19 protein-coding genes are annotated in these 22,562 nt (G+C 68.2%); 13 read left to right on the forward strand and 6 right to left on the reverse strand.

What is annotated here, in order from left to right:
• Positions 1-68: 68 nt before the first annotated feature.
• The 3 genes from LPB260_RS08990 to LPB260_RS09000 all read right to left on the reverse strand — a co-directional run bounded on the left by LPB260_RS08990 (position 69) and on the right by LPB260_RS09000 (position 4,661).
• Complete coding sequence (locus LPB260_RS08990; protein ID WP_208708349.1) at positions 69-599, reverse strand: hypothetical protein; 531 nt, start codon at positions 597-599, stop codon at positions 69-71.
• Between the two features lie 78 nt (positions 600-677).
• Entirely contained in the window at positions 678-1,976 is a 1,299-nt protein-coding gene (locus LPB260_RS08995) for an MFS transporter (RefSeq protein ID WP_208708350.1), read from the reverse strand.
• A gap of 171 nt (positions 1,977-2,147) precedes the next feature.
• Positions 2,148-4,661: a CoA transferase gene (locus tag LPB260_RS09000; protein ID WP_208708351.1), complete on the reverse strand. Its 2,514-nt coding sequence runs from the start codon at positions 4,659-4,661 to the stop codon at positions 2,148-2,150.
• A 922-nt stretch (positions 4,662-5,583) separates the two neighbouring features.
• On the opposite strand from LPB260_RS09000, the gene LPB260_RS09005 reads away from it, so the two are divergent.
• From LPB260_RS09005 to gcvA, 4 genes are all read left to right on the forward strand, one after another.
• Complete coding sequence (locus tag LPB260_RS09005; protein WP_208708352.1) at positions 5,584-6,741, forward strand: iron-containing alcohol dehydrogenase; 1,158 nt, start codon at positions 5,584-5,586, stop codon at positions 6,739-6,741.
• Between the two features lie 68 nt (positions 6,742-6,809).
• On the forward strand, positions 6,810-8,306 hold the full coding sequence (locus LPB260_RS09010) for a CoA-acylating methylmalonate-semialdehyde dehydrogenase (protein ID WP_208708353.1): 1,497 nt from the start codon (positions 6,810-6,812) through the stop codon (positions 8,304-8,306).
• Between the two features lie 122 nt (positions 8,307-8,428).
• Complete coding sequence (locus LPB260_RS09015; RefSeq protein ID WP_208708354.1) at positions 8,429-9,211, forward strand: IclR family transcriptional regulator; 783 nt, start codon at positions 8,429-8,431, stop codon at positions 9,209-9,211.
• A gap of 15 nt (positions 9,212-9,226) precedes the next feature.
• Positions 9,227-10,132, forward strand: a complete 906-nt coding sequence (gcvA, locus tag LPB260_RS09020; protein WP_208708355.1) for a transcriptional regulator GcvA — start codon at positions 9,227-9,229, stop codon at positions 10,130-10,132.
• A 15-nt stretch (positions 10,133-10,147) separates the two neighbouring features.
• Here gcvA and gluQRS read toward each other — a convergent pair whose 3' ends face one another.
• Together gluQRS and dksA are read right to left on the reverse strand one after the other, a co-directional pair.
• On the reverse strand, positions 10,148-11,035 hold the full coding sequence (gluQRS, locus tag LPB260_RS09025; RefSeq protein ID WP_208708356.1) for a tRNA glutamyl-Q(34) synthetase GluQRS: 888 nt from the start codon (positions 11,033-11,035) through the stop codon (positions 10,148-10,150).
• Positions 11,036-11,133: 98 nt separating this feature from the next.
• Positions 11,134-11,577, reverse strand: coding sequence for an RNA polymerase-binding protein DksA (dksA, locus tag LPB260_RS09030; RefSeq protein WP_208708357.1), 444 nt, complete (start codon positions 11,575-11,577; stop codon positions 11,134-11,136).
• A gap of 198 nt (positions 11,578-11,775) precedes the next feature.
• Here dksA and LPB260_RS09035 point away from each other — a divergent pair, with 198 nt between their 5' ends.
• On the forward strand, positions 11,776-12,957 hold the full coding sequence (locus tag LPB260_RS09035; RefSeq protein WP_208708358.1) for a pyridoxal phosphate-dependent aminotransferase: 1,182 nt from the start codon (positions 11,776-11,778) through the stop codon (positions 12,955-12,957).
• A complete protein-coding gene (gene sfsA, locus LPB260_RS09040) occupies positions 12,947-13,654 on the forward strand; it encodes a DNA/RNA nuclease SfsA (RefSeq protein ID WP_208708359.1) in 708 nt (235 codons plus the stop codon). The genes LPB260_RS09035 and sfsA overlap by 11 nt, the downstream gene beginning before the upstream one ends.
• A gap of 194 nt (positions 13,655-13,848) precedes the next feature.
• On the opposite strand, the gene LPB260_RS09045 is transcribed toward sfsA, so the two are convergent.
• On the reverse strand, positions 13,849-14,166 hold the full coding sequence (locus tag LPB260_RS09045) for a Rieske 2Fe-2S domain-containing protein (protein ID WP_208708360.1): 318 nt from the start codon (positions 14,164-14,166) through the stop codon (positions 13,849-13,851).
• Between the two features lie 201 nt (positions 14,167-14,367).
• Here LPB260_RS09045 and LPB260_RS09050 point away from each other — a divergent pair, with 201 nt between their 5' ends.
• The 7 genes from LPB260_RS09050 to LPB260_RS09080 are packed head-to-tail and all read left to right on the forward strand — an operon-like array spanning position 14,368 to position 22,554.
• On the forward strand, positions 14,368-15,351 hold the full coding sequence (locus LPB260_RS09050) for an iron ABC transporter permease (protein WP_208710143.1): 984 nt from the start codon (positions 14,368-14,370) through the stop codon (positions 15,349-15,351).
• Entirely contained in the window at positions 15,351-16,118 is a 768-nt protein-coding gene (locus LPB260_RS09055; RefSeq protein WP_208708361.1) for a heme ABC transporter ATP-binding protein, read from the forward strand. The genes LPB260_RS09050 and LPB260_RS09055 overlap by 1 nt, the downstream gene beginning before the upstream one ends.
• A 10-nt stretch (positions 16,119-16,128) precedes the next feature.
• Positions 16,129-17,022: a ChaN family lipoprotein gene (locus tag LPB260_RS09060; RefSeq protein WP_208708362.1), complete on the forward strand. Its 894-nt coding sequence runs from the start codon at positions 16,129-16,131 to the stop codon at positions 17,020-17,022.
• Between the two features lie 34 nt (positions 17,023-17,056).
• Positions 17,057-17,254, forward strand: a complete 198-nt coding sequence (locus tag LPB260_RS09065; protein WP_208708363.1) for a hypothetical protein — start codon at positions 17,057-17,059, stop codon at positions 17,252-17,254.
• 15 nt (positions 17,255-17,269) lie between these two features.
• The gene (locus LPB260_RS09070) at positions 17,270-20,041 is read left to right on the forward strand and encodes a sensor histidine kinase (RefSeq protein WP_208708364.1); all 2,772 of its coding nucleotides are present in this window, start codon (positions 17,270-17,272) and stop codon (positions 20,039-20,041) included.
• Complete coding sequence (locus LPB260_RS09075; protein WP_208708365.1) at positions 20,038-20,409, forward strand: response regulator transcription factor; 372 nt, start codon at positions 20,038-20,040, stop codon at positions 20,407-20,409. Before LPB260_RS09070 ends, LPB260_RS09075 begins: the two co-directional genes overlap by 4 nt.
• 3 nt (positions 20,410-20,412) lie before the next feature.
• A complete protein-coding gene (locus LPB260_RS09080; protein ID WP_208708366.1) occupies positions 20,413-22,554 on the forward strand; it encodes an exonuclease domain-containing protein in 2,142 nt (713 codons plus the stop codon).
• Positions 22,555-22,562: the final 8 nt, after the last annotated feature.

Below are 22,562 nucleotides of genomic sequence, written 5' to 3' on the forward strand. Positions count from 1 at the left end.
TCACAAGCCTGGTACGTCTTATCGCCGTGGAATGGCCAACTGTTGCGGGTAGCTCGGCGGAGCGCAGGCTACTCGGCCTGCGCCGCCTTGCACGCCTCATAGGCCGGCGCGGCATAGATGCCCACTTCCACCGCCAGTTCCATCACCCGTGGCAGGTCGGTGCTGTACACCAGCACGGCCTGCAATTCGTCATCCAGCGGTTCGCTGAAGTCGAGCAGGACGTAGCCCCGGGTCTCCGGTGACAGGCTGGAGAGCTGCACCTGGATGCGGTTGAGCGCCTTGAGCGGTTCGACTTTCTGCAGCTGCTTGGGCTTGAGCACGAAGTTCACGCTGGGGCCGAAGGAGTCGGTGATCTGCTGGAACAGCTGGTCGTAGCTGTCGGCCTGGAACAGCACGGTGTCCGGCAGGCTGCCGACCACCACCCATTCGCCGAGCGGGATGGGGAAGTCGTCGTCGTAGTTGATGTCCGGGTTGGCGGCGAGGAAGGCCTGCGGGTCGGCATAGGCCTGGGCGGCCTCGGCGGCGATGCGGGCGATGTCCTCGGCCAGCATGCAGCCCGAGCTTATCTTGCCGATCAGTTCTTCGAGTTGCGCTTGCATGCTGTGGGTCCTGGGGCGATGGAGAAGGGCGCCAAGGATAGCCGAATTCGACCTGGCCGCGGCGCCAGCGGCGCTGCTTCAGGCCGTTGGCGACGGCGGTTGCGCGCTGCCCTCGGTTGCGGCCGCCGCTGCTGCGTCGGGCTCGTCGTCGTTCGGCATCGACTCCATCAGCACCGAGCCCACCGCTAGGGGCGCCTGCATCTGGAAGTGGGTGGGCGTCTCGCTGGTGGCGGGGAAGGGGTCGGTGATGCGCTTGTAGACGGCGTGGGTGACCATCAGGCCGGCCATCACCGCCAGGCTCCAGAAGAAGCTGGCCGGGCCCCATTGCTCCATGGTCAGGGAGACCATGAACGGGCCGATGCTGGCGCCGACGCTGCCCAGCAGCAACAGGGTGCTGCTGGCACCGGTGGCCTGGTCGGCCTCCAGCTGGTCGTTGGTCAGTGCCAGGTACAGGGCCAGCAGGGGGAAGCAGCTGCCGCCGAACAGCAAGGCCAGCAGCAGGTGGCTGTGGTTGGCGGCGAAGCCGACCAGGGCGCTGGCCGCGGCGAACAGCACGGCGGCCGCGGCGGCCGCGGCGATCACCGTGCGCCGGTCCATGCTGTCGGACAACCGGCCCAGCGGCCACTGCAGCAACATGCCGCCGACCACCAGCAGGGCCATGAACAGCGAGATGTCGCTGACCTGCATGCCCAGCCGGCTGGCGTACACCGAGCCCATGCCGAGGACCATGGCGTAGCAGGCGTTGATCAGGAAGGAGCCGACCAGGCCGGTCGGCGCCAGGCGATACAGGGTGGCGATGCTCACCGGGCGGGCGGCGGCGAACGAGGGCATCGGCGTGGCGGTGATCAGGATCGGAATCGCCGCCAGGCTGATGAGGATGGAGATCAGGGTGAACAGCTCGAAGCTGGCCGGGTCGGAGATGTTCAGCAGGAACTGCCCGCCCGACAGGCCGGCGAGCATGGTGATCATGTACAGCGACAGCAGCTGGCCACGGGTGCGGTTGTCGGCGGCCTGGTTCAGCCAGCTCTCGGCGACCACATAGATGGCCGACACCGAGAAGCCGGTGAGCAGGCGCATGACGCCCCAGACCCAGGGGTCGACCCACAGCGAATGGATCAGGATGGTCATGGAGGCCAGGGCGGTCAGCGCGGCGAAGGCGCGCACGTGGCCGACCCGCTGGATGATCGCCGGGGCGCGCAGCGAGCCGAGCAGGAAGCCGGCGTAGTAGCCGGACATCAGCAGGCCGGTGACGCGGGTGTCGAAGCCTTCCAGCTCGGCGCGAATGCCCAGCAGGGTGTTCTGCGCGCCGATGCACAGGCCGATGATGCCCAAGCCGAAGAACAAGGGCCAGACGGCCCGCACTGTCTGCTGAAACATGCTCACCACCGTGTTCGCGCAGCCGCGTCTTGCGACCCGGGCCGGCACCGGCAAAACGTGGCCAGGCCGTGAAGAATGGCTGGCCGAGGGCAGCGCGCCGCGCCTCGGCCCAGAAATGCAAAAGCGGGCGGGACAGCCAAACTGTCCCGCCCGCCGGTCTGATGCCTGAGTTTAGCTAGGCAGGAACTCCTTGGCCCAGCCCAGGCTGGCGATGTTGCGCTCGATCATCGATTCGATCTCGCTCGAGCTGTAGCCGGCATCGGCCAGCACTTCGCGGGTCGAGTGGCCCCAGCGCTCCGGCAGGCTGACCGCCCTGATGCTGGCCTCGCTCGGGCGGATCGCCAGGTGGTCGATCTGGGTCAGGCAGTGGCCGCTCGGGTGGTTGCGGTGGATCGAGAAGGCGAAGCTGCCCTTGTCGATGCCCACGGTGCCATCGCCTTCGCGGCTGTACTGCTCGCGCAGCGACTCGATCGACTGCGGAACCGCGGCGGCGATATCGGCTGCCTGCAGCTTCTCCGCCCAGTAGGCGGCTGGTGCGGCCTGCAGAGCGCTCTTCAGGAACGCGCCGACGTCGGCCGCGGCGCTGATGCCGGCCAGGCCCTCGACTTGCTCCAGCTTCGGCAGTTCGGCTTGCTTGGAGTCGAGGTAGATCCAGCCCTCGGAGGTCTTGTAGAAGTGCGACAGGGCGTGGTGGCCCAGCACTTCGCGACCGGACGGCTCGTTGAAGGGCGCGCGCCCCTCGTAATCGAAGGCGAAGGTGATCTGCGCCAGGTTGGTGACCGCCGACAGCGAGGTGCGCGAGCGGCTCGGCTGGCCGGTCTTTAGCTTGTGGTAGATCGACACCGCCATGCCCAGGCCGGCGGCGAAGCCGCAGTTGACGTCCAGGGTGCCGAGGTGTGCGTGCTCCTCCGGGGTCTCCGGGCCACCGAAGCGGCTCATGATGCCGCTGTGCGCCTGGATGATGTCGTCGTAGCCGATGTAGTTGGTCTTCGGACCCGGCAGCGGGCCGCCGAGGCAGTCGAGGCGGCAGAACAGCACGCCCGGCTTGACCGCCTGCAGGCTGTCGTGGTCCAGGCCCAGGGGCTTGAGCTGACGCTCGGGGGCGTTGATCACCACCATGTCCACCGAGCGCACCAGGCGGTTGAACACCTCGCGGCCTTCCTCGCTCATGATGTCGACCAGGGCGCTCTGCTTGCCCATGCTGGTCTGGAAGCTGAACAGGGTGCCGATCAGCGGATCGTACAGCGGCTTGACCGGGTCGAGCTTGATCACCTCGGCGCCGAAGCGGGCGAGGAAGGCGGTGGAGTGCGGGCCGGCGATCACGTTGGTCAGGTCGAGGATGCGCAGGCCGTCGAGCCAGCCGGCGTTGGAGGCGGGGGCGATGGCGGCGCCGACCGGACGGGTCACCACCTCGGCGGCGGCCACTTCGCTCAGCTCGGCCAGGGCCTGCTCGAAGCTGACATTCTTGCGTGGCCGCGGGCTGACCATCTGCCCGGCGCACTCTTCCAGCCAGGCGAACGGGCCGGGCTGCTTCATCAGGCCGTACTCGGGGTCGTTGACCTCGACGATCAGCCCGGCGGCGTTGGTGTGCTCGTGGTTGACCCACTCCTGGGTGGTGCGGTGCGGCGCGCCGGGGATCTGGCCTTCGCCGAAGATCTTCGCCCACTCCTCGGAGGTCCTGGTCAGGAAGGCCTTCTTCATCTTCGCCGAGATGTGGTCGGCCCATTTCTTCGGCAGCGGGTAGACGCCGATGGAGGTCTCGCCGTCCCACTCGCTGATCGGCGCGTGCAGGTCGTTGACTTCCGGCAGGCCTTCGGCGACCAGCTCGTCGTAGATGCCCAGCACGGTCAGGGCGCGCTTGGCGTGGTTGCGGTGCGACGGGCAGACGCAATAGAACATGCGGCCGTCGGCGCACTTGTAGGTGCGGTAGAAGGGGTCCAGGTATTCCTGCAGGTCGTCGTAGCTCAGGTCCATCGCGATGTTGTTGGCCTTGCGGTACTCGATCTCCTTCTCGCGCATGGTCTTGTAGCGCTCGGGCAGGCCTTCGATGACGTAGGAGTTGTACGACAGGCCTTCCATCAGCGCGGAGATCACCGGCACTTCGATGGCGTCGCCACGGCCGGTGCGCTCACGGGCCTGCAGGGCCAGGGCGACGGAGGCGGCAGCCAGGGCGGTGGCGTAGGCGGAGCCCAGCGGCAGCGGCGAGAAGCTCGGGTTCAGGCCCAGCAGCACGCGGTTGAAGCCCATGTCGGTGAAGGCGCCAGCGGTCGCCGCGACCACGGCCTCGGTGGCCTTCCACTCGCGGCGCAGTTCGTCGTTGCTGGCGAAGCCGGGGATGGACAGGGTGATCAGCTCCGGACGGGCTTCACGCAGCTTGGCGAAGTCGATGCCCAGCTCCTGCATGACGCCGGGACGGAAGCTCTCGATGACGATGTCGGCCTTGTCGATCAGGGCCATGGCCTGGGCGCGTCCGGCATCGGACTTGAGGTCCAGGCGCAGGCAGCTCTTGTTGCGGTTCAGCACGGCATTGGCCGGGTGGTCCCACTGCGGGCCCTGCGGCGGATCGATGTGCACCACGGTGGCGCCCAGGTCGGCGAGGGTCATGGCCACGGCCGGGCCGGCGATCTGCTGGCCGAAGTCGAGGACGCGGACACCGTTTAAAGGCAATTGATTGTTGTTGTTCATTTCAATTTATCCCTCGAGGAGCGATCCAGCCTGCTGGTGCAAATCAGGCAAGTTGGGTTGTTTTATTAATAAGTTGGCGAACTGCCACCAAGCTTTGCGGTTTGTCATCGAGCACGAGAGACTCGTTTTCGATGCGCTGTGGTTCGAGCGAGGCCGGCAATAACCTGGGCATCAATATCGATGGGCAGTTGTGCCCGTTATTGCCGCACCGCTCAGTTCCCGAACCGGCCTGTTCTGCTTGTCGCCTCTATCGCTGGCGGCAATAGGTGCGTTCGGCAGGTGCTTGGTCTGCTTCGGTGAGGCGGATATTAGGAATGAAGAATTGCGCTAACCAGCAATAAAAAATGGACCTAAGGCGGGGTTTTGCTTATGGGTGCATAAGTGCGTGACCTGGCGGTCACTCGAGCGCCCGAGGTGCTGTCAATGCGACCTATGTCGTCGGCCGCCGCTGCCGTCCATGAGGTAGTTTGCTAATGGATCCATAAAAAAAAGCGGCTCATAGGCCGCTATTTTTTTGCTTTTCAGCGCTTTTTATCTTCATAACAATAGATTTCGTATCGATATCGCGGGTTCGCCAGGCCGGGATCGACCGCTGAGGGCCGCTCCCCGTGAGCGTCTGAGCGAGGGGGAAAGGCAGGGCAGTGGCGAAGTTTGAGAGTGCCGGGCGTTGCGTTATCAGCGCCGGCAGTTCCGCCGCGGATAGATAAGCAAGTCGCCTTTCGCCTGTTGGAATAGTGACGGTGCTTTATTACCAGTGGCGTGATGGCACTTTAGCAAGTACGGCGAGATTGGCCCGCATCGACAGTTTATTTGCGTCACCCGCGTCGGCTTAGCCAAGCGGTCGACATCGACAGAACAATAACGCCTGGGACTATTCAGTCCGAGTTTCCAGGCCCAGTTACTCGGAAATAATGGAGTCGTCATGGCTACTCAAGTGATCCTTCCCCGCATCATGCAGATTGGCGAGAACGCCAGTCAGGATATTCCGCTGGTGATGACCAACCTGGGCTGCAAGCGGCCGCTGATCATCACCGACAAGATGATGGTCAAGCTGGGTTACGCCGCCACCATCCAGGAGCGCCTGGCGGCCCACGACATCACCGCCGAAGTGTTCGACGAGACGGTGCCGGAGCCGACCGTGGCGTCGATCCAGGCCGGCGTGGAGAAGGCGCGCAACGGCGACTACGACTGCATCATCGCCCTCGGCGGCGGCAGCCCGATCGACAGCGCCAAGGCCATCGCCATCCTCGCCAAGCATGGCGGCGAGATGCGCGACTACAAGTTCCCGCGCATCGTCGTCGAGTCCGGCCTGCCGATCATCGCCGTGCCGACCACCGCCGGCACTGGCTCGGAAGTCACCCGGGTGACCATCATCTCCGACGAGAAGACCGACGAGAAAATGCTCTGCGTGGGCATCGGCTTCATGCCGGTGGCGGCGCTGATCGACTTCAGCCTGACCCTCAGCCTGCCGTCGCGCATCACCGCCGACACCGGCATCGACGCCCTGACCCACGCCATGGAGGCCTACGTCAGCAAGAAGGCCAGCCTGTACAGCGACAGCCAGGCCCTGGAGGCCATGCGCCTGATCGCGCCGAACCTGCGCCGCGCCTACCACGACGGCGCGGACAAGGCCGCCCGCGAGGCCATGATGCTCGGCTCGACCCTGGCCGGCGTGGCGTTCTCCAACGCCTCGGTGGCGCTGGTGCACGGCATGAGCCGACCGATCGGCGCACACTTCCATGTGCCCCACGGCCTGTCCAACGCCATGCTGCTGCCGACCGTCACCGAGTTCTCCATCCCGGCCGCCGCCGCGCGTTACGCCGACTGCGCCCGCGCCATGGGCGTGGCCAGTGCCCAGGACAGCGACGAGGTGGCCAACGACAAGCTGCTCGCCGAGCTGCGCGCCCTCAACGACGAGCTGCAGGTGCCCACGCCCGAGCAGTTCGGCATCGATCGCCAGCACTTCTTCGACCAGCTGCAGGTCATGGCCGAGCAGGCCCTGGCCTCCGGCTCGCCGAACAACAACCCGCGCGTGCCGAGCGCCGAAGAGATCATCGAGCTCTACAAGAAGCTCTGGTAAGCCCACGTCTATCAGCCATTAGCGGTGGCGAGCCAGCCGCCTCAACCCCTTATCGAGGAACAGTTGCGATGAACACAGTAGGACACCTGATCAACGGCCAAGTCATCAGCGACGCCGCGCGCCTGCAGGACGTTTACAACCCCTCCACCGGCGAGGTCAGCAAGCAGGTTGCCCTGGCGTCCAAGGCCACCGTCGAGCAGGCCATCGCCGCCGCCGAGGCGGCCTTCCCGGAATGGCGCAATACCCCGCCGATCAAGCGTGCGCGGGTGATGTTCCGCTTCAAGGAGCTGCTCGAGCAGAACGCCGAGCGCATCGCCCAGATGATCGGCGAGGAGCACGGCAAGATCGCCCATGACGCCCTCGGCGAGCTGCAGCGCGGCATCGAGAACGTCGAATATGCCTGTGGCGCCCCCGAGCTGCTCAAGGGCGAGCACAGCAAGAACGTCGGCCCGAACATCGACTCCTGGAGCGAGTTCCAGCCCCTGGGCGTGGTCGCCGGCATCACCCCGTTCAACTTCCCGGCGATGGTGCCGCTGTGGATGTTCCCCATGGCCATCGTCTGCGGCAACTGCTTCATCCTCAAGCCGTCCGAGCGCGACCCCAGCTCCACCCTGTTCATCGCCCAGCTGCTGCAGGAAGCCGGCTTGCCGGATGGCGTGATGAACGTGGTCAACGGCGACAAGGAAGCGGTCGACGTGCTGCTCTGCGACGAACGCATCCAGGCCGTCAGCTTCGTCGGCTCGACGCCGATCGCCGAGTACATCTACAAGACCGCCAACGCCAACGGCAAGCGCTGCCAGGCTTTAGGTGGCGCGAAGAACCACGCCATCGTGATGCCCGACGCGGACATGGACAACGCCGTCAACCAATTGCTCGGCGCGGCCTTCGGCTCCTCCGGCGAGCGCTGCATGGCGCTGTCGGTGGCCGTGGCGGTGGGCGATGCGGCCGCCGATGCGCTGGTCGAGAAGATGCAGGCCGCCATGCAGTCGCTGAAGGTCGGCGCCTACTCGGACAAGAGCAACGACTTCGGTCCGGTGATCACCAAGGCCCATCAGCAGAAGGTGGTCGGCTACATCGACAGCGCCGAAGAGCAGGGCGCCAAGGTGGTGGTCGACGGCCGCAATCCGCAGGTCGAAGGTCACGAGAACGGCTTCTTCGTCGGCGGCACGCTGATCGACAACGTCAACCCGGAGATGCTCAGCTACAAGGAAGAGATCTTCGGCCCGGTGCTGCAGGTGGTGCGCGTCAACAGCATGCAGGAGGCGATGGACCTGATCGATGCCCACGAGTACGGCAACGGCACCTGCATCTTCACCCGTGACGGCGAGGCGGCGCGCTACTTCTCCGACAACATCAAGGTCGGCATGGTCGGCATCAACGTGCCGCTGCCGGTGCCGGTGGCCTACCACAGCTTCGGCGGCTGGAAGCGCTCGCTGTTCGGTGACCTGCATGCCTACGGCCCGGACGCCGTGCGCTTCTACACCAAGCGCAAGACCATCACCCAGCGCTGGCCGTCGGCCGGGGTGCGCGAGGGTGTGTCCTTCTCCATGCCGACCATGAAGTAAGCGGCCGCCAGCTCGGGGCAGCCTGCGCCTTGCGCAGGCCGGAGGCCACGCCCACGCAAGGGGGGCGTGGCCTCCGTCGTTTATGCCCGGGGATTGCCCGCTGTACAGGGGGAAATGAACGAATGACTACGACGACGCGCGAGAAAGGCTCCTCGATCAGCCGGGTGCTGGAGATCATCGAGGCGGTCTCCAGGGCCGAGCGGCCGATGTCCCCGGCCGACCTCGCCTACCAGCTGGATATCCCCAAGCCGAGTATCCATCGCCTGCTCAGCCAGCTCGAAGGCGACGGCTACCTGCAGATCAACATGCGCGGGCTCATCGTGCCCGGCGACCGCATGCACGACATCGCCCTCGGCGTGTTGCATAGCGGGCGCTTCAAGGCGCCGCGCCAGGCCATCCTCAAGCGCCTGACCGCGGAGATCGGCGAGACCTGCGGCATCGCCATTCCCAACGGCACCGAGATGATCTACTACGACCGGGTGCAGACCGACCGGCCGCTGCAGGTGTACCTGCCGGTGGGCAGCCATACGCCGATCTGGTGCACCGCCAGTGGCAAGCTGTACCTCAGCTCGCTGCCCCGGGAGCGGCGCCAGCGCATCATCAACAACCTGCCGCTGCAGCGCTTCGCCCGCAACACCCTGACCAGCGCCGCGGCGCTGGAAGCCGCCTTGCTCAAGACCCGGGATGAGGAGCTGGGCACCGATGACGAGGAGTTCGTCGATGGCCTGGCGGCCTGCGCAGTGCCGATCCGCGGTCGCGATGGTCGCTTGTTCGCCTGTCTGTTCGCCCATGCGCCGCTTATACGCAAGAGCCTGGGCGAGCTGCTGACATATACTCCGTTGTTACGCGAGGCGGCCGGGGAGTTGGGTCAGCTGATCAATGACACGGAGGTTGTCAGGGACTGAATTCGAGCGTGAGCGATGAAGAAGAGGCTTCCCCCACTGAACTGGCTGCGGTCGTTCGAGGCGTCCGCCCGCCACCTGAACTTCACCCAGGCGGCCACCGAGCTGAACCTGACCCAGGCGGCGATCAGCCAGCAGGTCAAGGGCCTGGAGTCGCAGCTCGGCGTCAGCCTGTTCAAGCGCCTGCCACGCGGCCTGGAGCTGACCGAGGCGGGCCAGGCCTACATGCCGGTGGTGCACGAGGCGGTCGAACGCCTGGCCGCGGCCACCGACGAACTGTTCGGCCAGGGGCGCAAGCGCCTGCTCACCGTGCGGGTCAACCTGGTGTTCTTCACCACCTGGCTGGCCCCGCGGCTGGCGCGCTTTCGTGAGCGCCACCCGGATGTCGGCCTGCGCTTCACCAGCAATATCTGGCTGGACGAGCGGGAGAAGGAGGCGGACATGGAGATCCGCTACGGCCAGGGCGTCTGGGCGGGCTACAAGTCCAGCCGGCTGACCTGGGACGAGCTGTTTCCGGTGTGCAGCCCGCAGCTCAACAACGGCGAGGCGCCGCCCGCGTCCCCCGAGGCCCTGGCCGATCACACCCTGCTGCATGTGATCGGCTACGAGGAGGGCTGGGGCTACTGGCTCAACCAGACCGGCTTCCTTCACGTCGATCCGTCCCAGGGCATGCAGTTCGATACCCTGATCACCGCCCTGGAGATGGCCACGCTCGGCCATGGCCTGGCGCTGGGGCGCACCTCCCTGGTGGCGGGGATGATCGAAAGCGGGCGTCTGCTGGCGCCGTTCGAGCAGCGGATTGCCACCTCCGAGGCGTTCTACCTGGCCTGCCCGGCGCACCAGTACATGTCGCCCCAGGCCGAGGCCTTCTGGTCATGGCTGGAGGAGGAGGCGGAGCTCGCCCGCGACCCACTGCGCCACTGAGCCGCCGGGCACCGTCTAGCGCAACTGCGCCTCGGCCAGGGTGCGGCTGCGGGGAATGCGCCCGGCGTCCCAGTGCCGCGCGGCCCATTCCAGCAACTGCGCCGGGCGCGCCTCGGCGAGTTCGCCGGGGACCTTTTGCCCCAGGGCATGCAGGGCGCGCAGCAGCAGCGGCGCGGCTTGGTCGGCGGGCAGCGGCGGCGAGCGGTAGGACTTGCCCAGCTTGTGGCCGTCGGGCTGGATGATCAGCGGCACGTGTAGGTAACGCGGCTGGGCCGCGCCGAGCAGCTCCTGCAGATAGAGCTGGCGCGGGGTGGAGTCGAGCAGGTCGGCGCCGCGCACTACGTCGGTGACCCCCTGCCAGGCGTCGTCGAGCACCACCGCCAGCTGGTAGGCGTACAGGCCGTCGCGGCGGCGAATGACGAAGTCGCCCACCTCGCGGCCCAGGTGCTGGCGATACTCGCCCTGCACGCGGTCGCTGAAGCCGTAGCTCAGCTGCGGCACGCGCAGGCGGATCGCCGCGTTATCGGGCGCGTGGCCGGCGTCGCGGCAGAACCCCGGATAGACCCCGTGATAACCCTCCAGCTGCTTGCGCGAGCAGGTGCAGGCATAGGCCAGGCCGCTGTCCAGCAGGCGCTCGATCAGGGCCTGATACTCGGCATGCCGCGCGCTCTGGCGCACCAGCTCGCCGTCCCAGTACAGGCCGTAGCTCTCCAGGGTGCGCAGGATCGCGTCCTGGGCGCCGGGCACCTCGCGCGGTGGGTCGAGGTCCTCCATGCGCAGCAGCCAGCGACCGCCGACGGCGCGCGCATCCAGGTAGGACGCCAGGGCGGCGACCAGGGAACCGAAGTGCAGATAGCCACTGGGGGTGGGGGCGAATCGACCGATGTAGCGGGGAGCGTTCATGCGGGCGGGCTGCAGGGTTGGGCGCGGGAGAGCGTGGGGCGGGGTGTGCGGGCGCGGGGCAGAAACAACGCGGGGCGCCTCAGCGCCCCGTGATCAGATCAGGAACCGATCTGCTTTTCCTTGATTTCCGCCAGGGTCTTGCAGTCGATGCACAGGGTGGCGGTGGGGCGGGCTTCCAGGCGACGGATGCCGATCTCGACACCGCAGGAATCGCACCAGCCGTACTCGTTCTCTTCGATCAGCTCGAGGGTCTCGTCGATCTTCTTGATCAGCTTGCGCTCGCGGTCGCGGGCACGCAGTTCCAGGCTGAACTCTTCTTCCTGGCTGGCGCGGTCGGCCGGATCGGGGAAGTTGGCCGCTTCGTCCTGCATGTGATGCACGGTACGATCGACTTCCTGCATCAGTTCCAGCTTCCACTTGTTGAGGATGCCGGTAAAGTGGGCGCGCATCGGCTCGCTCATGTACTCCTCACCCTTGCTCTCTTGGTAGGGTTCGAAGCCACGAATCAGTTGGCTGCTCTTTGCTTTTGCTTTGATGGGCATGGATGACCGCCTCTCACTCTCTCTAATCCACTGCGCAGGAGTGGTGTCCCTTTGCCGATTTCGCATCGGCCCTGCGGCTGCAAGCGGGCGAACTTACCAGAACGATTGAAGCCGCGCCACTCCCGGTTGTCGAGGTTGCTGCCGTTTCGCCGGGCGCTTGGTTAGAATCCGCCTTTCAACCTCTTTCAAGGCAGGTCCATGGCCCAGTCATACAGTGCGCGCAGCCGTGCCATCGAACCCTTCCACGTCATGGCCTTGCTCGCCCGCGCCAATCAGTTGCAGGCCGATGGCCACGACGTGATCCATCTGGAGATCGGCGAGCCGGATTTCACCACCGCCGCGCCCGTCGTCGCCGCCGGCCAGGCCGCGCTGGCTGCCGGGCATACCCGCTACACCGCGGCGCGGGGTATCCCGGCGCTGCGCGAGGCGATTGCCGGTTTCTACGCACAACGCTACCGGTTGAGCATAGACCCTGAGCGGATTTTGATTACCCCGGGCGGTTCCGGCGCCCTGCTGCTGGCCAGCAGCCTGCTGGTCGACCCGGGCAAGCACTGGCTGCTGGCCGACCCGGGCTACCCCTGCAACCGCCACTTCCTGCGTCTGATCGAAGGCGCCGCGCAACTGGTGCCGGTAGGCCCCGAGGTGCGCTACCAGCTGACGCCCGAGCTGGTCGACCGTCACTGGGATCGCGACAGCGTCGGCGCCCTGGTCGCCTCGCCGGCCAATCCAACCGGCACCCTGCTGCCGCGCGAGGAGCTGGCCGCGCTGTCCCAGGCGCTGAAGGCGCATGGCGGCCATCTGGTGGTCGACGAGATTTACCACGGCCTGACCTACGGTGTGGACGCGGCCAGCGTGCTGGAAGTGGACGACGAGGCCTTCGTGCTCAACAGCTTCTCCAAGTATTTCGGCATGACCGGCTGGCGCCTGGGCTGGCTGGTGGCGCCGCCGGCGGCGGTGCCGGAGCTGGAAAAACTGGCGCAGAACCTCTATATCAGCGCGCCGAGCATGGCCCAGCACGCCGCCCTGGCCTGTTTCGAGCCGCAGACCCTGGAGATCTGCGAGCAGCGTCGCCACGAGTTCCAGCGGCGCCGCGACTTCCTCCTGCCGGCGCTGCGCGAGCTGGGCTTCAGGATCGCCGTGGAGCCGGAAGGCGCCTTCTATCTATATGCCGACATCAGCGCCTTCGGCGGCGACGCCTTCGCCTTCTGCCAGCACTTCCTGGAGACCGAGCATGTGGCCTTTACCCCGGGGCTGGACTTCGGCCGTCATCTGGCCGGCCAGCATGTGCGCTTCGCCTATACCCAGAACCTGCCGCGGCTGCAGCAGGCGGTCGAGCGCATCGCCCGCGGCCTGAAGAGCTGGCGCCCCGATGCGCTTTGAACCGCCGCTGCAGCAGGGCCGCCTGCTGCGCCGCTACAAGCGCTTTCTCGCCGATATCGAGACGGCGAGCGGCGAGCAGCTGTGCATCCACTGCCCCAATACCGGCTCGATGCTCAACTGCATGAGCGAGGGCGCGCGGGTCTGGTTCAGTCGCTCGAGCGACCCCAAGCGCAAGCTGCCGGGCACCTGGGAAATCGGCGAGACGCCCCATGGACGCCTGGCGGTGATCAATACGGCGCGGGCCAACGCCCTGGTGGAGGAGGCGCTGCGGGCCGGACTGATCGCCGAGCTGGCCGGCTTCACCGAACTCAAGCGCGAGGTGCCCTATGGCCAGGAGCGCAGCCGCATCGATTTTCGCCTGGACTACCCGGGCGGGCCGGCGTTCGTCGAGGTCAAGAGCGTGACCCTGGGCTTCGCCGATTCGGCCGTGGCGGCCTTCCCCGATGCGCGCACCGAACGCGGCGCCAAGCACCTGCGCGAGCTGGCCGCGCTGGCCCGCGATGGCGTGCGCGCGGTGCAGCTGTATTGCGTCAACCTGAGCGGGATCGAGGCGGTGCGCCCGGCCGAGGAGATCGACCCGGCCTATGCCGCGGCCCTGCGTGAGGCCATCGCCGCTGGCGTCGAGGTGCTGGCCTATGGCGCCGACATCGGCCCCGAGGAAATTCGCCTGGTGCGCAGGCTCGAGGTGCAAGGCTAGGGTGCGCCCTGCCCACCGCTGGATAGGCACCATGGCGACGAGCGCCGGTGCGCACGGCGCACCCTACGTGGCATGGACATCCCAACCGATGGACTACGCTGGGCCCTGATTAGTAGGGTGCGCCATGCGCACCGATAGATGGACGCCATGGCCTCGAGCGTCGGTGCGCGCGGCGCACCCTACGCGGCGTGGGGCTAGGACTGGAGCCAGATTCCCTCGGCGTCTTCCACGCAGGTGAGCGCCTCGAGCGCCTGTCCGGCGCAGGGGCCGGCGACGCACTCGCCCGACTCGATGAGAAACAGCGCGCCATGGGTGGCGCACTGGATCAGGCTGGCGCTGGCGTCGAGGAACTGGTCGGGCAGCCATTCCAGGGGAATGCCGCGGTGCGGGCAGCGGTTGGCGTAGACGAACACCTGGCCAGCCTTGCGCACGGCCAGCAGCTTGCGCCCCGCAACTTCAAAGCCCCGGCTCTGGCCCTCGGCCAGCTCGTGCGGGGCGCATAAACGCGTCATCGGATTCTCCACGGCAGGCGGCCATTATGCCGCGCCGTGCCCGCTTGCCAAGCGCCGGGCGACGGAGCCGCCGTGATCGGGCTGGCGGCCAGCTCCCCAGCCTTTTATCCTGCCAGCCAACTTCCGGCCGCCAGGTCCGTCCACGCCATGCATCCTGTCATTCCACCGCGCGCGCTGTTTCTCGCGCTGGGCCTGCTGCTGTTGCTCGCCCTCTGGCTGTCCCTGGCCCTGGGGCCGGTCAGTCTGCCGCTGCAGGACACGCTGCAGGCGGCCCTGCGCCTGGTCGGCCTGCCGCTGGGCGGTGCCGAGCTGCAGCAGGCCGAACTGATCCTCGGCCAGATCCGCCTGCCGCGCACCCTGCTGGGGCTGGCGGTGGGCGCGGTGCTGGCGCTGACCGGGGTGGCCATGCAGGGGCTGTTCCGCAACCCACTGGCCGATCCGGGGCTGATCGGCGTGTCCGGCGGCGCCGCGCTGGGGGCGGCTGTCGCCATTGTCGGCGGGGCGGCGTTCGGTGGCCTGCCCGCCGGACTCGAGCCCTATCTGCTGTCGGCCTGCGCCTTCGGCGGCGGACTGATGGTGACCAGCCTGGTCTATCGCCTGGGCCGCCGCGACGGCCAGACCGACGTGGCGACCATGCTGCTCGCCGGCATCGCCCTGACCGCCCTGGCCGGTGCGGCGATCGGCCTGTTCACCTACCTGGCCGACGACGCCACCCTGCGCAGCCTGACCTTCTGGAACCTCGGCAGCCTCAACGGCGCCAGTTATTCGCGGCTGTGGCCGCTGCTGCTGATCACCCTCGGCGTAGCGCTGTGGCTGCCGCGCCGGGCGCGGGCGCTGAACGCCCTGCTGCTCGGCGAGTCGGAGGCGCGCCACCTGGGCTTCGATGTCGAACGGCTGAAGCGCGAGCTGGTGCTGTGCACTGCCCTGGGGGTGGGCGCGGCCGTGGCGGCGGCGGGCATGATCGGCTTCGTCGGCCTGGTGGTGCCGCATCTGGTGCGCCTGCTCACCGGCCCGGATCACCGCCTGTTGCTGCCGGCCGCGATGCTCGCTGGCGCCGCCTTGTTGCTGCTCGCCGACCTGGCCGCACGGCTGCTGCTGGCACCCGCCGAACTGCCCATCGGCATCGTCACGGCGCTGCTCGGTGCGCCCTTCTTCCTCTATTTGCTGGTACGGGGGCGAGCCTGATGCTGCAGGCGCAAGAGCTGGCCGTTCGCCGTGGCCACAACACCGTGTTGGCGGACATCGACCTGCAGCTGCGCCCGGGCGAGCTGCTCGGCGTGCTCGGGCCCAACGGGGCGGGCAAGAGCACCCTGCTCGGCGCCCTGGCCGGCGAGCTACCGGCGGCCCACGGTCGGGTGCTGCTGGACGGGCGCCCGCTCGCCGACTGGCCCGGGCCGGAGCGGGCGCGGCGCCTGGCGGTGCTGCCGCAGAGCTCGACGCTGAACTTCGCCTTTCGCGTCGAGGAGGTGGTGGCCATGGGCCGGCTGCCCCATGCCAGTGGCCGGCGGCGCGATGCCGAAATAGTCGCCGAGGCTCTGCACGCCGCCGATGCCGCCCACCTGGGCGGGCGTAGCTACCTGCAACTGTCCGGCGGCGAACGCCAGCGCGTGCACCTGGCGCGGGTGCTGGCCCAGCTGTGGCCGGGCGGGGCGGGGCAGAGCCTGCTGCTGGACGAGCCGACATCGATGCTCGACCCGCTGCACCAGCACATCACCCTGCAGGCCACCCGGCGCTTCGCCGAGCAGGGCGCCGCGGTGCTGGTGGTCCTGCATGATCTCAACCTGGCGGCGCGCTACTGCGATCGACTGCTGCTGCTCGCGGACGGCCGCCCCCATGTGCTGGGCACGCCCGACCAGGTGCTGCGTGCCGAGCCGCTGCGCGCGGTGTTCGGCCTGGAGGTGCTGGTGCAGCGCCACCCCGAGCGCGGCCACCCCCTGATAGTCGCCCGCTGAGGAGTCGCGCATGCGCCTGCTACTTATCGCCTTGGTGCTGTTGCTTGCCGGCTGCCAGGCCGCCTTGCCGCCGCTGCCGGCCTGGCAGAGCCCCGAGGGGCGCCAGCACGCGCAACTGGGGCAGATCGTCGAGCTGGCCAGCGGCCGGCGCCTGAGCCCGACGCAGCTGGTCGAGCGCCTGGCCGCGGCGCCACGGGTGCTGATCGGCGAGCGGCACGACAACCCGGATCATCACGCCCTGCAGCTGTGGCTGCTCGAGGCCCTGGCGGCGCGGCGCGTCCAGGGCAGCCTGCTGCTGGAGATGCTCGGCCCGGACCAGCTGGAGCGGGTCGAGGCGACGCGCCGGCGCCTGGCCGGCGGCCAGGCGGTGACCGACCTGCCCGCCGCCCTGGCCTGGCAGCCGGGCTGGGACTGGGCGCTGTACGGACCGATCATGCGCCATGCCCTGACCCAGCCTTATCCGACGTTGCCGGCCAACCTGGGGCGTGACGAGGTCATGCAGGTCTATCGCCAGCCGCCGCCGCTGGCCGGCAAGGCCTCTACCGCGCCGAAGGTGCGCACGGCGCTGCTGGCGCAGATCCGCGCTGCCCATTGCGACCAGCTGCCGCAGAGCCAGCTGCCGGCCATGCTCGCCGTGCAGCAGCAGCGCGACCGGCGCATGGCCGAGGCGCTGTTGGCATCGCCGCAGCCGAGCCTGCTGCTGGCCGGCGCCTATCACGTGCGCCGCGACCTGGGCGTGCCCCTGCACCTGGCCGACCTGGGCGCTACGCCGGACACCGGCGTGCTGCTGCTGGCCGAGGTCGGCACTCGGGTCGAGGCAGGGCAGGCCGACTACGTCTGGTACACCCCGGCGCAAGTGGAGCAGGACCACTGCGCGCGCATTCGTCAGGCGGCGGATCGCTGAGATTCGTCCACACTAGTCTCAGGAGGTGTGGACCATGGCCGATCAGACCCGGCGGACCCAGCGGCTGGTGGCGCTCTTTGCGCTTGGCTGGCTGCTGTTCAGTTACCCGCTGCTCGCGCTGTTCAACGTCGACGGCACGCTGCTGGGCATTCCGTTGCTCTATGCCTACCTGTTTCTGGCCTGGGCCGCGCTGATCGGGCTGATGATCCTGGTCATCGAACGCTCGGGCTGAGAGGGGGCACGGCCGATGCTGCATGGCGGCGTGATCCTGCTGGCCTCCTGCGCCTACCTGGGGATTCTCTTCGCCATCGCCTACTGGGGCGACAAGCGTGCCGACGCCGGCCGCTCGATCATCGCCAACCCCTATATCTACGCCCTGTCGATGGCGGTCTACGCCACTTCCTGGACCTTCTATGGCAGCGTCGGTCGCGCCGCGGCCAGCGGCGTCGGCTTCCTGCCCATCTACCTCGGGCCGACCCTGATGGCGGCGCTGTTCTGGCTGGTGCTGCGCAAGATGATCCGCATCAGCAAGGCCAACCGCATCACCTCGATCGCCGACTTCATCGCCGCGCGCTACGGCAAGAGCGCCCTGCTCGGTGGCCTGGTGACGCTGATCGCGGTGGTCGGGGTGATTCCCTATATCGCCCTGCAGCTGAAGGCGGTGTCGACCAGCTTTCTTATCCTCCTGCAGTACCCGCAGATCGTCATGCCAGCGCAGCAGGCCAGCGCCGGCCTGCTGCAGGACACCGCGCTCTATGCGGCGCTGCTGCTGGCGGCCTTCACCATCGTCTTCGGTACCCGTCACCTCGATGCCACCGAGCGTCACGAGGGCATGGTGGCGGCGATCGCCTTCGAGTCGCTGGTCAAGCTGCTGGCCTTTCTCGCCGTGGGCATCTTCGTCACCTTCGGCCTCTACCACGGCTTCGCCGACCTGTTCGAGCAGGCGCGGCGCCTGCCGCAGGTGAGCGGCCTGCTGACCCTCGGCGGTGCGGCCGGCAGCTACGGCTCCTGGGCCTCGCTGATCCTGCTGTCGATGCTGTCGATCCTGTTCCTGCCGCGGCAGTTCCAGATCGGCGTGGTGGAGAACGTCAACGAGCAGCACCTGGCCAAGGCGATCTGGCTGTTCCCCCTGTACCTGCTGGCGATCAATGTCTTCGTCCTGCCGATCACCTTCGCCGGCCTGATGCACTTCGCCCCGGGCCAGGTCGACGCCGACACCTTCGTCCTCACCCTGCCCATGGCCCTGGGCCATGAGGCCTTGGCCCTGCTGGTGTTTATCGGCGGCCTGTCGGCGGCCACCGGCATGGTCATAGTCGAGAGCATCGCCCTGTCGACCATGATCTGTAACGACCTGGTGATGCCGCTCCTGCTGCGCTGGCGGGCTCTGGGCCTGGCGCGGCGCAACGACCTGTCCGGCTTGCTGCTGGGCATCCGCCGCGGCGCCATCGTGCTGCTGCTGTTGCTCGGCTACGTCTACTACCGCGCCGCCGGCGAGGCCTACGCGCTGGTGTCGATCGGCCTGGTGTCCTTCGCCGCGGTGGCCCAGTTCGCCCCGGCGATGCTCGGCGGCATGTACTGGAAGCAGGGTACCCGCGCCGGCGCCCTCTGCGGCCTGCTGCTGGGCTTCGCGCTGTGGCTCTATACCCTGCTGCTGCCGGCGTTCGCCAAGTCCGGCTGGCTGCCGCTGTCGTTCATCGAGCAGGGGCCGCTGGCCATCGCCTGGCTCAAGCCACTGGCGCTGTTCGGCCTGAGCGGCCTGGACGAGATCAGCCACGCGCTGTTCTGGAGCCTCACCGCCAACCTCGGCGGCTATGTCGCGGTGTCGCTGCTGGGCCGGCAGAGCGCCCGTGAACACGCCCAGGCGCTGCTGTTCGTCGACGCCTTCAAGGTCGCCGGACGCGGCTCCAGCCTGTGGCGCGGCAAGGCCTCGGTGGCGGAGATCAGCGCCCTGGTCGGCCGCTTCCTCGGCCCGCAGCGCGCCGCCGCAGCCTTCGCTGGGCACGCGGCACGGCGCGGGCTGCGCTCCAGCGAGGAGCTCGAGGCGGACGCCGAGCTGGTGCATTTCGCCGAGCAGCAGCTGGCCGGCGCCATAGGCGCCGCTTCGGCGCGGGTGATGCTGGCCTCGGTGGTGGAGGAGGAGCCGCTGGGCATGGACGAGGTGCTCGGCATCCTCGATGAAGCCTCCCAGGTGCTCGCCTACAGCCGCCGCCTGGAGCAGCAGTCCCGCGAGCTGGAGGCCGCCACCGGCGAGCTGCGCGCGGCCAATGCCCGGCTGCAGGAGCTCGACCGCCTGAAGGATGACTTCATCTCCACCGTGACACACGAGTTGCGCACGCCGCTGACTTCCATTCGCGCCTTCTCCGAGATACTCAACGACAATCCTGAGCTGGAGGCGCAGCAGCGCGCCCGCTTCATCGCCATCATCGTCAAGGAGAGCGAGCGCCTGACCCGGATGATCAACCAGGTGCTGGACCTGGCCAAGCTGGAGTCGGGCCGGGCCGAGTGGCACGCGAGCGCCGTCGACCTCCGGCAGGTGATCGAGGACGCCGTGGCCACCACCAGCCAGCTGCTCAGCGACAAGGGGATCAGCCTCGGCCTCGACCTGCCGGCGCAGGTCGCGCCGGTGCAGGCCGACCGCGACCGCCTGCTGCAGGTGTTGCTCAACCTGATCTCCAACGCGGTCAAGTTCTGCGCCGCCGAGGACGGGCGCATCGACATCGTCCTGCGCGAGCTGCCCGAGGCGCTGCGGGTGGAGGTGCGCGACAACGGTGCCGGCATCGACCCGGGCGATCAGGAGGCGATCTTCGAGAAATTCCGCCAGGCCGGCGACCACCTCACCGAGAAACCCCAGGGCACCGGCCTCGGCCTGCCGATCAGCCGGCAGATCATCGAGCACTTCGGCGGCCGCCTGTGGGTGGACAGCGCGCGTGGGCAGGGCGCCTGCTTTTCTTTTACCCTTCCCTTAGGGGGCGACGCCGAGACGCCGGCCCCTGGCCGCAAGACGGAGGAACAGGCATGAGCCGTACCGTGTTGATCGCCGACGACGAGCCGAACATCGTCATCTCCCTGGAGTTTCTCCTGCAGCAGGAGGGCTATCGGGTGCAGGTGGCGCACGACGGCCAGGAGGCCTGGGAGGCGATCCAGCGTCAGCCGCCGGACCTGGTGCTGCTCGATGTGATGATGCCGCGCCTGAGCGGCTTCGATGTCTGCCAGAAGATCCGCGAGAACCCGGCCTGGCAGCAGCTGCCCATCGTCATGCTGACCGCCAAGGGCCGCGAGGTGGAGGTCAGCAAGGGCCTGGCACTGGGCGCCGACGCCTATATCAGCAAGCCGTTTTCCACCCAGGAACTGCTGGCCCAGGTGCGCGCGCTGCTCGGGGACGCCTAGGTCATGCGCCCGCGCCTCAGGTTCGTCGCCTGGCTGGCCGGGCTGGGGCTGCTGCTGGGCGCCTTGCTCGGCCTGGCCGGCGCGGCGCTGTGGCTCGACCTGGACGCGGCGGAGCGGGCCGCGCTGCTGGCGTTGCCCGAAGGGCGCGGCGCCTTGCTGGTGGTGCTTGGCGGCCTGCTGCTGGTGCCCTTCGCCGTGCTCCTGCGAATCGGCCTGGCGGGTTATCCGGAGGCGGCGGCGCGCCTGGTCGAGGAAGTCGACATCATCCGCCGGGTCAACAGCGGCCATCGTCTCAAGCCAGTGGGAGCCCGGCCGATGCGTCGCCTGGCCCGCGCGCTGAATGCCTTCGCCGAGGCCCATGGCGCCCTGCAGCAGGAGGTGAAGCAGCGCATCGACGAGGCCAACGCCCATCTGGAGCAGGAGAAGAATCGCCTGGCCGCGCTGATGTCGGAGCTCGCCCAGAGCGTGCTGGTGTGCAACCGCGAGGGGCGCATCCTGCTCTACAACAGCAGCGCCAGCCTGCTCCTGGAGCCGGGCGCCGCGGAGGCGGTCGGTACGCCGGTCGGCCTGGGGCGCTCGATCTTCGCCATCCTCGACCAGCGGCTGATCGTCCACGCCCTGGAACGCCTGCGTCAGCGCCTGGCGCAGCACAGCCCGCGGCCGGTGGCCAATTTCGTCACGGCGCGCGGCGCCCATCTGCTGCGCGCGCAGATGGTGCCGCTGCAGGATGCCCTGGGCGAGCTGATCGGCTTCGTGCTGATCCTCGAGGACATCACCCGCTCGGTGGAGCTCAACAGCCGTCGTGACGCCCTGCTGCTGCAGCTCACCGAGGGCAGCCGCGCCGCCCTGGGCAATATCCGCGCCGCCGCCGAGACGGTGCAGCAGTACCCGCAGATGGACGCCGAGCAACGCCAGCGTTTCGGCGCGGTGATTCTGGATGAGGCGCAGCGCCTGTCCCAGCAGTTGCAGCAGACCCTGGCCCGGCATGCCGACATCCTCAGGCCGCAGTGGCCGCTGGAGGACATGCTGGCCAGCGACCTGCTGCTGGCGCTGCAACGCAACTTCGCCACGGTACTGGGGGTCACCGCGCACTACGGCGGCGATGATCGACCGCTGTGGCTGAGCCTGGACAGCTATTCCCTGGTGCAGGCCATGACCCAGCTGATGGGCGCGCTGGCGAACGCCTGCGGGGTGCGTGAGGTCGAGCTGGAACTGGCCGGCGAGGGCGGTTTCGCCCGCCTGGGGCTGCGCTGGAACGGCGCCGGTCTGGAGCCGGAAGTGCTGCACGAGTGGGAAGAGCGGCCGTTCAGCCTGGGCGGCGACGACCCCGGCGCCTCGACCCTGCGCGAGGTGCTGGAGCGCCACGGCGGCGAGCTCTGGTGCCAGACCGACCACGCCGCCGGCGTCGGCCGCCTGTGCCTGCAGTTGCCGATCATCGAGCCTCAGCCGCAGCCGGCGCAGTCGTCGCCAGCCCACGGCCGCCCGGTGTACTACGACTTCGACCTGTTCAGCCAGCCGGGGCAGACGCCGGAGCTGGATGAGCGGCCCCTGAGCGAACTGGCCTACACCGTGTTCGACACCGAGACCACTGGCCTGGCGCCGTCCGAGGGCGACGAGATCATCTCCATCGGCGCGGTGCGCATGGTCAATGGTCGGCTGCTCAAGCAGGAATGTTTCGAGCAGTTGATCGACCCCCATCGCTCGATCCCGCGGGAATCGCAGCAGGTGCATGGCCTGACCCCGGAGCTGCTGGCCGGCCAGCCTGGCATCGCCCAGGTGCTGCCGCTGTTTCAGCGCTTTGCCGAGGACACGGTGCTGGTCGCGCACAACGCCGCGTTCGACATGCGTTTCCTGCAGCTCAAGGAGGAGCAGACGGGCGTGCGCTTCATCCAGCCGGTGCTCGACACCTTGCTGCTGTCGGCCCTGGTCCATCCCGGGCACAACCCCGATGAGCACCGCCTCGAGCAGATCGCTGCGCGCCTCGGTGTGCAGGTGATCGGCCGGCATACCGCCCTGGGCGATGCCATGGTCACCGGCGAGGTGTTCCTGCGCCTGCTGCCGTTGCTCGCCGAGCGCGGCATCCACACCCTGCGCCAGGCCCGCGAGGCTTCGCAGAAGACCTTCTATGCCAAGCTCGAGTATTGATCTTCGGC

This window comes from Pseudomonas sp. LPB0260 (genome assembly GCF_013388395.1).